General features: G+C 75.2%; 9 protein-coding genes. 5 read left to right on the top strand and 4 right to left on the bottom strand.

Annotated elements, in window-relative coordinates:
- Nucleotides 1–427 precede the first annotated feature (427 nt).
- Nucleotides 428–1,384: an FAD-dependent oxidoreductase gene (locus AB0M16_RS20800; RefSeq protein WP_365345145.1), complete on the bottom strand. Its 957-nt coding sequence runs from the start codon at nt 1,382–1,384 to the stop codon at nt 428–430.
- A 79-nt stretch (nt 1,385–1,463) separates the two neighbouring features.
- Here AB0M16_RS20800 and AB0M16_RS20795 point away from each other — a divergent pair, with 79 nt between their 5' ends.
- Genes AB0M16_RS20795 through AB0M16_RS20785 form a run of 3 tightly spaced genes read left to right on the top strand, consistent with a single transcriptional unit; the run spans nt 1,464 to nt 4,293 of the window.
- On the top strand, nt 1,464–3,101 hold the full coding sequence (locus AB0M16_RS20795; RefSeq protein WP_365344906.1) for an ABC-F family ATP-binding cassette domain-containing protein: 1,638 nt from the start codon (nt 1,464–1,466) through the stop codon (nt 3,099–3,101).
- Nucleotides 3,098–3,892, top strand: coding sequence for a 2-phosphosulfolactate phosphatase (locus AB0M16_RS20790; protein WP_365344904.1), 795 nt, complete (start codon nt 3,098–3,100; stop codon nt 3,890–3,892). The genes AB0M16_RS20795 and AB0M16_RS20790 overlap by 4 nt, the downstream gene beginning before the upstream one ends.
- A complete protein-coding gene (locus AB0M16_RS20785) occupies nt 3,889–4,293 on the top strand; it encodes a hypothetical protein (RefSeq protein WP_365344902.1) in 405 nt (134 codons plus the stop codon). Before AB0M16_RS20790 ends, AB0M16_RS20785 begins: the two co-directional genes overlap by 4 nt.
- Nucleotides 4,294–4,619: 326 nt before the next feature.
- On the opposite strand, the gene AB0M16_RS20780 is transcribed toward AB0M16_RS20785, so the two are convergent.
- Together AB0M16_RS20780 and AB0M16_RS20775 are read right to left on the bottom strand one after the other, a co-directional pair.
- Entirely contained in the window at nt 4,620–7,028 is a 2,409-nt protein-coding gene (locus tag AB0M16_RS20780; RefSeq protein WP_365344900.1) for a Tex family protein, read from the bottom strand.
- A 140-nt stretch (nt 7,029–7,168) separates the two neighbouring features.
- The gene (locus AB0M16_RS20775) at nt 7,169–8,032 is read right to left on the bottom strand and encodes a hypothetical protein (RefSeq protein ID WP_365344898.1); all 864 of its coding nucleotides are present in this window, start codon (nt 8,030–8,032) and stop codon (nt 7,169–7,171) included.
- Nucleotides 8,033–8,218: 186 nt separating this feature from the next.
- Between AB0M16_RS20775 and AB0M16_RS20770 the strand changes: the two genes are divergently transcribed.
- Together AB0M16_RS20770 and AB0M16_RS20765 are read left to right on the top strand one after the other, a co-directional pair.
- Nucleotides 8,219–9,190: a DJ-1/PfpI family protein gene (locus AB0M16_RS20770; protein WP_365344896.1), complete on the top strand. Its 972-nt coding sequence runs from the start codon at nt 8,219–8,221 to the stop codon at nt 9,188–9,190.
- Between the two features lie 383 nt (nt 9,191–9,573).
- On the top strand, nt 9,574–10,215 hold the full coding sequence (locus AB0M16_RS20765; RefSeq protein WP_365344894.1) for a DJ-1/PfpI family protein: 642 nt from the start codon (nt 9,574–9,576) through the stop codon (nt 10,213–10,215).
- Between the two features lie 12 nt (nt 10,216–10,227).
- Here AB0M16_RS20765 and AB0M16_RS20760 read toward each other — a convergent pair whose 3' ends face one another.
- The gene (locus AB0M16_RS20760) at nt 10,228–10,971 is read right to left on the bottom strand and encodes an enoyl-CoA hydratase-related protein (RefSeq protein WP_365344892.1); all 744 of its coding nucleotides are present in this window, start codon (nt 10,969–10,971) and stop codon (nt 10,228–10,230) included.
- Nucleotides 10,972–11,115 lie beyond the last annotated feature (144 nt).

The following is an 11,115-nucleotide window of genomic DNA, read 5'->3' as shown; positions in this document are numbered from 1 at the left end:
TCCGTGTGGGCAATCGTCCCGCAGGGCGGGACGGGTGGGCACACGGGACCGCGCTTCGGCGGCGCGTCCGCCCCTTGCACCTGCCCGCACCAGTACGGCGCCGCGCCCTCCTGCTCGACGTCAGAGCGGTAGGAGCCTGGGCGCGGCAAGGCGCGTCGTTCCGTTGTGCCCACCCGTTCCGCCCCAGCGGAACGACTGCCCACAACGGGGACGGCGGGAGTGAGGCGGAGGCCCGCACGGGGGTGGGCGGAGGCCCGCGCCGAGTGAGGCGGAGGCCCGCACGGGGGTGAGCGGAGGCCCGCGCGGAGTGAGGCCAGGGCCCGCATGGGGGTGGGTGGAGGCCCGCGCGGAGTGAGGCCAGGGCCCGCGCGGGGTGGGCGGCGGGGCGCGCGGTCGAATGCGCGGCCCGGACAGGCGGGGTTTCGTCTCAGCGCCCGGTCACCAGCTCCGCCACCTCGTCCGCGCACCCCCACGCCACCGTGACCCCTGCCCCGCCGTGCCCGTAGTTGTGGACCAGCAGCCCCCCGGCCGGCCCCGGCTCCGCTTCCAGGCGGACGCCGGCGTCGCGCACCGGGCGCAGGCCGACGCGGTGGCCGAGGACACGGGCCCGCGCGATCTCCGGGCGGACGCGGGCGCAGCGCGCCACGATCGCCGCCGCCGTCGCCGGGTCCGGGGCCGGGTCCTCGGCGTCCTCCTCGGCCGTGCCGCCCAGGATCAGCCGTCCGGGCTGCGGGAAGAAGTACGTCGTTTCGCTCGACGTCCCCGACGCCGCCGTGAACCACGTGTCCACGCCGGGGTTCTCCACCAGTACCAACTGCCCCCGCACCGCCCGCATCCCGCCGTCCGGCACCAGTTCCCGCGCTCCCAGGCCCGCGCAGTTCACCACCACGGCGGCCCCGGCCTCCGCGAGGTCCGTCACCGCGCGGCGCTCCAGCACTCCGCCCGCCGCTTCCAACCGGCCCCGCAACCACGCCAGATGAACCGGCATGTCGATCAGCGGGAGCCGCGCCGCCAGCCCCGAGCCGTACGGGCCCGGCACCTCGTCCGGTGGCAGTCGGCGCAGACCGTCGACCTCCTCCGCCCAGTCGCCCAGCCCCTCCCGCACCGTGTCCGCGTGCACCCCGGGCACCAGCCGTACGCCCGTCGCGACGGGATCCGCGGCGGCCAGTTCCTCGTACACCCGCAGCGAGGCCAGCGACCAGTCACCCACCCGAGCCGCCGGCTCGATCCGGTACGGCCACCACAGCGCTCCCGCGACCGCCGAGGTCGTCTGCGCCAGCGGGTCCCGCGACCGGACGCGGACCCGCAGGCCCCGCTCCGCGAGCCGGATCGCCGTCGTCAGGCCGACGACCCCCGCCCCTACCACGATCGCCTCGCCGTCCATGCCCCTCCCCGGGTCCGTGCCCACGCCCGGACCGTACCCCCGCACCTCGGCCGCCGACACACGTAGGATTCATTTCCTGATGACTGCCACCCTCGTCGCCAAGAACCTCGCCGCCGGACACGGTGACCGCTCCCTGTTCGCCGGGCTCGACCTCGTCGTCGCCCCCGGGGACGTGATCGGCCTCGTCGGCGTCAACGGAGCCGGCAAATCCACGCTCCTGCGCCTGCTCGCCGGCCTCGACACCCCCGAGGACGGGGAGCTGCGGCTGTCCCCTCCCTCCGCCACCGCCGGGCACCTCCCGCAGGAGCCGGAGCGGCGCGCGGGGGAGACCGTGCGGGAGTTCCTGGCCCGCCGGACCGGCGTCGCCGCCGCCCAGGCCGCCATGGACGAGGCCACCCAGGGGCTCGTCGACGGCGCGCCCGGCGCCGACGACGCGTACGCCGTCAGCCTGGAGCGCTGGCTCGACCTCGGCGGCGCGGACCTCGACGAGCGCGCCGAGGAGGTCGCCGACTCCCTCGGCCTCACCGTGGGCCTCGACCAGCCGATGACCGGCCTCTCCGGTGGCCAGGCCGCCCGCGCCGGTCTCGCCTCCCTGCTCCTGTCCCGCTACGACGTCTTCCTGCTCGACGAGCCGACGAACGACCTCGACCTCGACGGTCTCGAACGGCTGGAGGCCTTCGTCATGGGGCTGCGCGCCGGCACGGTCGTCATCAGCCACGACCGCGAGTTCCTCACCCGCACGGTCACCAAGGTCCTCGAACTCGACCTCGCCCAGCAGCAGATCACCCTCTACGGCGGCGGCTACGAGGCCTACCTGGAGGAGCGGGCCACCGCGCGCCGGCACGCCCGCGAGGACTACGAGGAGTACGCCGACAAGAAGGCCGCCCTCGAATCGCGCTCCCTCATGCAGCGCAACTGGATGGACAAGGGCGTCCGCAACGCGCGGCGCAAGGCCACCGACAACGACAAGATCGGACGCAAGCTGCGCGGCGAGGCCAGTGAGAAGCAGGCCGCCAAGGCCCGGCAGACCCAGCGCATGATCGAGCGTCTGGACGTCGTCGAGGAGCCCCGCAAGGAGTGGGAGCTGCGCATGGAGATCGCGGCCGCGCCGCGCTCCGGCGCGGTCGTCGCCACCCTGCGGGAGGCCGAGGTCCGCCGCGGCGACTTCTCCTTCGGGCCCGTCACCCTCCAGATCGACTGGGCCGACCGCGTCGCCATCACCGGCGCCAACGGGGCCGGCAAGTCCACCCTGCTCGCCGCCCTCCTCGGCCGCCTCCCGCTGGACGCGGGCGACGCGGCCCTCGGTCCCGGCGTCGTCGTCGGCGAGGTCGACCAGGCCCGCAAGCTCTTCCACGGCACGGAGACGCTCCTGGAGGCGTTCTGCGCCGCCGTCCCCGACACCGAGCCGGCCGACGTCCGCACCCTGCTCGCCAAGTTCGGCCTCAAGGCCGACCACGTGCTGCGGCCCGCGACCACGCTCTCGCCCGGCGAGCGCACCCGCGCCGCGCTCGCCCTGCTCCAGGGCCGAGGGGTGAACCTGCTCGTCCTCGACGAGCCGACCAACCACCTCGACCTGCCGGCCATCGAGCAGCTCGAATCCGCGCTCGACTCGTACGACGGCACCCTGCTCCTCGTCACGCACGACCGCCGGATGCTCGACGCCGTCCACGTCACGCGCCGCCTGGAGGTCGCGGACGGCAAGGTGACCGAGCTGTGAGCCGGGCGGACGAGGCGACCGCCGCGTCCCCCGGCCGGCCCACCCCCTCGGCATCGGCCCTGGCCTTCGGCTGGGGCCCCGTCGAGGCGCGCGCCCTCGCGCCCGCGGCCGCCTGCCTGGTGGTCGTGGACGTGCTGTCCTTCACCACCTCCGTCGGCGTCGCCGTCGAGCGGGGCACGGCCGTCCTCCCGTACCGTCGGCGGGACGCGACCGCCGTGGCGTACGCGCGCGAGCAGGACGCCGTGCTCGCCGTCGGCAGGAGCCGGGCCGACGGCACGCACCCGTGGTCGCTCTCCCCGGCCGCGCTGCGCGCGGCGCCCGCGCCCGGCAGCGGCCGGCTCGTCCTGCCGTCCCCGAACGGCTCCACGATCTCGGTGGAGGCCGCTGCCGGACGGGCGACCGTCGTCGCCGCGTCCCTCCGCAACCGCACCGCCGTCGCCGACTGGCTCGTCGAGCGCGGTTACGGCACCGCCGACCGCCCCGTCGCCGTCATCGCGTCCGGCGAGCAGTGGCCGGACGGCTCCCTGCGCCCCGCCCTGGAGGACCTCCTCGGCGCCGGCGCGGTGCTCGACGCGCTGCGCACCGCCGGGCGGCCCCTGACTCCCGAGGCGACCGCGGCGGCCACGCTGTGGGCGGCCACGGAAGACCCGGTCGCCGCCTTGCACGGCTGCGACTCGGGCCGTGAACTGTACGAGTACGGCTATCCGCAGGACGTGGAGGTGGCCGCCGAGATCGACGCGTCGACCACCGTGCCCGTCCTCGTGGACGGCGCATTCCAGGAGGCACCATGACCGACGACCGCGTGACCCGGCTCATCGAGATGCTGGACGATTTCGACGCCGACCTCGACGAGACGATCGCCCTCGCCGACGAGATCGCGGCATCGGGCGACCAGGGCCTGCTCCCGCGGCTCGAGGCCGAACTGGAGCGCGCGGTGGCCGACCGCAACGCCTACGCGCGCGAGCTCCTCGGTGGCGTCATCGCGGCACTCGGGGGCACGGACCGGCTCCCGCTGCTCGTCCGCGCCTCCGCGGTCGACCTCGGCGACGACCAGGACGGCCTGGCCGCAGAGATCGTCGACCTGGTCCATGCCGACCCGAAGGCCGCCCAGCGGCTGCTCCAGCCCATGACGGAGGACGACGACCTGTCGGTCGCGAACCGCGCGGACTGGGCCCTCCGCTTCGTGCCGTAGACGGCGCCCCGGGGCCCGAGGCGGGCTCGGCACGCCGGCTCCCGCACCGAGTGCTCGGGTGCGCCGAGTGCCCTGGTGAGCCGGTTGCGCTGTTCGGACCGGTTGCGCTGTTCCGGACCGGTCGCGTCGTTCGGACCGGTTGCGCCGCTCGGATCCGGGCTGCGCCGCTCGGACCCGCCCGCGCCGCTCGGACCCGCCCGCGCCGCGGCGGACCGGCAGCGGGGCGGACCGGCAGCGCGGCAGCGCGGCAGACCGGCTGACCGGCTGCGCCGCGTGGGCCGGGCGAACCGGTGAAGGCCCGGCCTTCCGGCCGGGCCTTCGGTGGGTCAGCGGCCTCGGCGCTTGCCGTTCCCGCCGCCCTCGTTCAGGAGGCCCGCCTTGCGCAGGGCGTCGGCCATCGCGCTGTTCGCGGGGGCCGGGGCCGCGGACTGGCGGTCGCGGTTGCGGTCCCCGCCCCCGCCGCCACCACGGCGCTGCTGCGGCGGGCGCCCGCCCCGGTCGGCGCGGTCGCCCCGGTCCCGCCGGGGGGCCGTCTGCTCCGCGGCCGTCGCCTCGTCGTCCAGGCGGAGGGTGAGGGAGATCCGCTTGCGCGGGATGTCGACGTCCAGGACCTTCACCTTCACGACGTCGCCCGGCTTCACGACGTCCCGGGGGTCCTTGACGAAGTTCTTCGACATGGCGGAGACGTGGACGAGGCCGTCCTGGTGGACGCCGACGTCGACGAAGGCGCCGAAGGCGGCGACGTTGGTCACCACGCCCTCCAGGACCATCCCCGACACCAGGTCGGAGATCTTCTCGACGCCCTCCTTGAAGGTGGCCGTCTTGAAGGCGGGTCGCGGGTCGCGGCCCGGCTTCTCCAGCTCCTTCAGGATGTCGGTGACCGTCGGCAGACCGAAGGTCTCGTCGACGAAGTCGTCGGCCCGCAGCGAGCGCAGCACGCCGGTGTTGCCGATCAGCGCGCCGACCTCGCCGCCCGCCGTCTTCACCATCCGGCGGACCACCGGGTACGCCTCCGGGTGCACCGCCGACGCGTCCAGCGGGTCGTCGCCGCCGCGGATGCGCAGGAAGCCCGCGCACTGCTCGTACGCCTTGGGGCCGAGCCGCGCCACGTCCTTCAGCGACTTCCGGGACCGGAAGGGGCCGTTGGCGTCGCGGTGGGCGACGATGTTCTCGGCGAGGCCCGCGCCGATGCCCGAGACGCGCGAAAGGAGCGGCGCGGAGGCGGTGTTGACGTCGACGCCGACGCCGTTCACGCAGTCCTCGACGACCGCGTCGAGGGAGCGGGAGAGCTTCACCTCGGAGAGGTCGTGCTGGTACTGGCCGACGCCGATGGACTTCGGGTCGATCTTCACCAGCTCGGCGAGCGGGTCCTGCAGCCGCCGGGCGATGGACACCGCGCCGCGCAACGAGACGTCCAGGCCGGGGAGTTCCTGCGAGGCGAACGCGGAGGCGGAGTAGACCGAGGCGCCGGCCTCGGACACCATCACCTTCGTCAGCTTCAACTCCGGGTGCTTGTCGATGAGTTCGGCGGCGAGCTTGTCGGTCTCGCGGGACGCGGTGCCGTTGCCGATGGCGACGAGCTCGACGCCGTGCTCCTTGGCGAGCCGGGCCAGCTTGGCGAGGGACTCGTCCCACCTGTTCGCCGGGACGTGCGGGTAGATCGTGTCGGTGGCCACGACCTTGCCGGTCGCGTCCACCACGGCGACCTTCACGCCGGTACGGAAGCCGGGGTCGAGGCCCAGCGTCGCGCGCGTCCCCGCGGGCGCGGCGAGCAGCAGGTCGCGCAGGTTCGCCGCGAAGACCCGGACCGCCTCGTCCTCGGCGGCCGTCCGCAGCCGCAGTCGCAGGTCGATCCCCAGGTGCACCAGGATCCGGGTGCGCCAGGCCCAGCGGACCGTGTCCAGGAGCCACTTGTCGCCGGGGCGGCCGCGGTCGGCCACGCCGAAGCGGGAGGCGACGATCGGCTCGTACGAAGAGGTCGCCGCGGTCGCCGTCGGGCCGTCGGCCGGCTCCTCGGGCTCCAGGTCGAGGGTGAGGACGTCCTCCTTCTCGCCGCGCAGCATGGCGAGGATCCGGTGCGAGGGCAGCGCGGTGAAAGGCTCGGCGAAGTCGAAGTAGTCGGCGAACTTCGCGCCCGCCTCCTCCTTGCCCTCCCGGACCTTCGCCGCGAGCCGGCCCCGGCCCCACATGCGCTCGCGCAGCTCGCCGATCAGATCGGCGTCCTCCGAGAACTTCTCGGTGAGGATGGCCCGCGCGCCCTCCAGGGCCGCCGCCGGGTCCGCGACGCCCTTGTCGGCGTCCACGAACGCGGCCGCGGCGGCCAGCGGGTCCACCGACGGGTCGCCGAGCAGTCCTTCGGCCAGCGGCTCCAGGCCCGCCTCGCGGGCGATCTGCGCCTTGGTCCGCCGCTTCGGCTTGAACGGCAGGTAGATGTCCTCCAGGCGGGCCTTGGTGTCGGCGGCCCGGATCTGCGCCTCCAGCTCGGGCGTCAGCTTGCCCTGCTCCCGTACGGAGTCGAGGACCGCGGTCCGCCGGTCCTCCAGCTCGCGCAGGTACCGCAGCCGCTCCTCCAGGGTGCGCAGCTGCGCGTCGTCGAGCATCTCCGTCGCTTCCTTGCGGTAGCGCGCGATGAACGGCACGGTCGAACCGCCGTCGAGCAGTTCGACGGCCGCCTTCACCTGTCGCTCGCGTACGCCGAGCTCCTCGGCGATCCTTGCTTCGATGGACGTCGTCACGATGTCCCGACCCGCCTTCTCGTGCCTCAAGCTTGCGGAAGCATTCTGCCGGGTCGGTCACCCGTACGCGGCAACCGACCCGCCCCGGGGGCCGACGGCCCCCGGTATCCGGCCACGCCCTGCCGGCCGAGCCCGGCAGGCTACGCCTTGCCGGTGAGGTCGCCCGGGAACGCGCCCGCGCCGACGGCCGCCACCAGGAAGCCCTTGGCCAGCTCGGTGAGCCGGGCCACGCCGTCCGCGCCGAGGTGCTCGTACGGTGCCGCGTCCAGGCGGTCGGTCTCGTCCTCCAGTGCCTCGCGCAGCGCGCCGCCGGCCGCGGTGAGCTCGCCCTCGGCGTCGAGCAGCCCGCGCCCGCGCAGCCGCTCCTGGGCCGCGTCCCAGTCGGCGCGGCCCCAGCCGCGGGTGCCGAGCACCCAGCGCGGGGCCATGCCCTTGCCGGTGGCGGTGTGGCTGGCGAGCGCCTCCACCGGGTCGAGCCCGGCGCTCACCAGGGCCACCAGGTGCCCGTCGCCGCGGTGCTCGCGCAGCAGCGTGGCGGCGTGCCACAGGCGCAGGTGCGGGGCGTCCGGGACCGGCAGGTCGGCGTTGCCGGCGTACAGCGGGCGGGCGTGCCGGGTGCAGGCCTCGGCGGCGCGCAGCGCGAGCTCGGCGGCCTCGGCCATCTCGGGGGAGGCGACCGCGTCGTCCCCGAGCAGTCGGCGCAGCGTGGCGTCCACGGCCCGCAGCCGGGCGTCGAGGACGTCGGCGGGGGAGGCGGCCGACCAGACGGCGGGCAGGTGCCGGGCGAGGAAGGCGTGGTTGTAGTTGTAGAAGGTCGCGGCGACCGTGCCGGCGCCCACCGCGCCGAGCGGGGCGCTGCGTGCCGCCAGGCGCATCGCGCTCGGGTCCTCGATGCCGAGCTCCTTGAACCGGGCGTCGAGGTCCGGGGAGAAGAACAGCGTCGCGTGCAGCAGGTTCACCGGGTGGGCGCAGCGGCGGCCCGCGCGGGGCGGCAGGTTCGTCATGGAGCCGCACCTTACCTACTGGCCGGTACGGCGGGAATCCCCGGGTGGGCGGACCGATCCCGGCGCCTCGGCCGGACCCGGCCGACCGGGGACCCGGGCGGCGGGGCGGGCGCCCTTGGCCGCGATGGCAGAAAAGGTGGGGAGCTCGTCATTGCGGCCGTGCGCGGCCCCGCGAAGGATGGGGGCATGACGCAGCGACCCGTCCTCGTCGTCCTCTTCGACGGCGTGCAGAGCCTCGATGTGACCGGCCCCGTGGAGGTGTTCGCCGGTGCTGCCCGCGCCGCCGGGCGGCCGGGCGCCTACCCGATCCGTACGGCCTCGCTGGACGGCGGCCCGGTCCGCACCCACAGCGGACTGCGCCTGCTGCCGGACACGGCGCTCGCGGACGCGGTCGCCGACGGCCCCCCGCACACCCTGCTCGTGCCGGGCGGCGAGGGCACCCGCGCCCCCGACCCGGCGCTGGTCGCGTGGCTGCGCGGGCACGCCCCGGACGCGGAGCGGCTGGTCTCGGTCTGCACCGGCGCGCTGCTGCTCGCCGAGGCCGGGCTGCTCGCCGGGCACCGGGTGACGACCCATTGGATCGCCTGCGACCACCTGGCCCGCCGCCACCCCGAGGTGGAGGTGGACCCGCAGCCGATCTTCGTCCGGGACGGCCGGCTCGCCACCTCCGCCGGGGTGACCGCGGGCATCGACCTCGCGCTCGCCCTGGTCGAGGAGGACCTGGGCCGGGACGCCGCCCTCACGGTCGCCCGCCATCTGGTCGTCTTCCTGCGAAGGCCGGGCAACCAGGCGCAGTTCAGCGCCCAGTTGGCGGCGCAGACCGCCCGCCGGGAACCGCTGCGGGACCTGCAGCACTGGATCGCCGAGCATCCGGAGGACGATCTGTCGGTGGAGGCGCTCGCCGCCCGCGCCCGGCTCTCGCCCCGGCACTTCGCGCGCGCCTTCCAGGCCGAGACCGGCACGACCCCGGGCCGCTACGTGGACCGTGTCCGGCTCGAACACGCCCGTCGGCTCCTGGAGGAGTCCGTCCAGGGCGTTCAGGAGGTCGCCCGCGCCGCGGGGTACGGCACGCCCGAGGCGATGCGCCGCGCCTTCGTGAAGACGCTCGGCACGGCCCCGGCGGACTACCGGCGCCGCTTCCACGCCCCGGTCGACTGACGCACCCCCGCGAACCGGCCTTCCACCGCCCCCGCGAACCCGAAGCCCCCCGCGAACCGGCCTTCCACCGCCCCCGCGAACCCGAAGCCCCCCGCGAACCGGCCTTCCACCGCCCCCGCGAACCGGGAGCCCCCCGCGAACCGGGAGCCCCCGCCCATCGGGAGCACCCTCGTCGACCGCGCCCAGGCCCATCGGGAGCCCCCCGCGACCGGGAGCACCCCCGTCGACCGCACCTGCGCCCACCGGGAGCACCCCCGCCCCCGCGGGAGCACCTTCAGGAGCACCTGGTCGACCGGCGACCCCCCGTCGACCGACGGACCTCACGCCACTCCGCATCCTCCCGTCGACATCCCGTCGGCGGCCCCATCGAACAGAGGACCATCATGCAGATCGCCGTCCTGCTCTACGACCGCTTCACCTCGCTCGACGCCGTCGGCCCCTACGAGCTCCTCGCGCGCCTCCCCGGCGCCGAGACCGTGTTCGTCGCCAAGGAGCCGGGCCCGGTCCGCAACGACCAGGGCAGCCTCGCGCTGGTCGCCGACAAGGCCCTCGGGGACGTGCCCCGGCCCGACATCGTCCTGGTCCCGGGCGGCCCGGGCTCGCGGGCGGCCATGCACGACCCGGAGATCCTCGCCTGGCTGCGTACGGCCGATGCCACCAGCACCTGGACCACCTCGGTGTGCACCGGCTCCCTGGTGCTCGCCGGGGCGGGACTGCTCGCCGGGCGCCGGGCCACCTGCCACTGGCTCGCCCTGGACGAACTGGCGCAGCTGGCGGTCGAGTCCACCGGCGAGCGGGTGGTCTTCGACGGCAAGTACGTGACGGCCGCCGGTGTCTCCTCCGGCATCGACATGGCGCTGCACCTGCTCGGCCGGATCGCCGGCGACGAGACCGCCCAGACGGTCCAGCTGCTCACGGAGTACGACCCGCAGCCGCCGTACGACGCCGGCTCCCCGGCCAAGGCTCCCGCCGCGATCGTCGCCCACTGGCGCGGCCGGGCCGAGAAGGTCCTGGTCCAGGAGTAGCGGGAGCGGGCGTCAGAGCCCGTACGTGAAGCGGGGCGGGCGGCGCTCCAGGAAGGCGGCGACCCCCTCCGCGGTGTCGCCGCTGCCGCGCGCCTGCTCCGCCCAGTGCGCGTCCCGGTCGGTCAGGCCGTCGGCGAACTCCTTCGCGGCGGCCTGGGTGAGCAGCGAGCGGGAGACGAGGGTGCGGGTGAACTCGGCGACCCGCTCGCCCAGTTCGCCCACGGGGAGCACCTCGTCGACGAGCCCGGTGCGCAGCGCCCGGTCGGTGTCGATCAACTCGCCCGAGAACAGCAGGTGCTTGGCGGCCGAGGGACCCACGAGGGAGGTGAGGCGGCGGGTGGACGAGGCAGGGTAGACGATGCCGAGCTTCGCCGGGGTCACGCCGAACCGGGTGCCCTCCTCCGCGAAGCGGAGGTCGCAGGCGGCGGCGAGTTGGCTGCCGCCGCCGACGCAGAAGCCGCGGATCGCGGCCAGGGTCGGCTTGGGGAAGGCGGCCAGCGCCTCCTCGGCCCGGACCGCGAGCGTCTGCTGCTCGTCGCCCGGCTCGCGCAGGGTCGAGATGTCGGCCCCGGCGCAGAAGGTCTCGCCCGCGCCGGTCAGCACCAGGGCGCGCACCGTCGGGTCGGCGGTGAGCGGGGCGAGCAGCCCGGGCAGGGCCCGCCACATGCCGGCGGTCATGGCATTGCGCTTGGCGGGGTTCGCGATGACGAGGGTGGCGACCCCGTCCGCGACGCTGACGGACAGCTGCGGCTCCATGCGCCGGATGCTATCCGGGCACCCCTTCCGTACGATCACGGAGGGTGCGGGGAGCGGGCGTCTGTGTTCATGGTCACGGGAGGATCAGGACCGGTCGAACAACTGACGTTGGCATACTCACCCGATCAGAAGTCGGTCGATAAG

Source organism: Streptomyces sp. NPDC051921, from assembly GCF_040680975.1.
Lineage (GTDB): Bacteria > Actinomycetota > Actinomycetes > Streptomycetales > Streptomycetaceae > Streptomyces.
This window is presented reverse-complemented; position numbering and strand designations above follow the sequence as displayed.

Coding starts and splice junctions, on each gene's coding strand:
- AB0M16_RS20765 (WP_365344894.1), top strand. CDS start 9,574: ATGCAGATCGCCGTCCTGCTCTACGACCGCTTCACCTCGCTCGACGCC.
- AB0M16_RS20770 (WP_365344896.1), top strand. CDS start 8,219: ATGACGCAGCGACCCGTCCTCGTCGTCCTCTTCGACGGCGTGCAGAGC.
- AB0M16_RS20760 (WP_365344892.1), bottom strand. CDS start 10,971: ATGGAGCCGCAGCTGTCCGTCAGCGTCGCGGACGGGGTCGCCACCCTC.
- AB0M16_RS20800 (WP_365345145.1), bottom strand. CDS start 1,384: ATGGACGGCGAGGCGATCGTGGTAGGGGCGGGGGTCGTCGGCCTGACG.
- AB0M16_RS20775 (WP_365344898.1), bottom strand. CDS start 8,032: ATGACGAACCTGCCGCCCCGCGCGGGCCGCCGCTGCGCCCACCCGGTG.
- AB0M16_RS20785 (WP_365344902.1), top strand. CDS start 3,889: ATGACCGACGACCGCGTGACCCGGCTCATCGAGATGCTGGACGATTTC.
- AB0M16_RS20795 (WP_365344906.1), top strand. CDS start 1,464: ATGACTGCCACCCTCGTCGCCAAGAACCTCGCCGCCGGACACGGTGAC.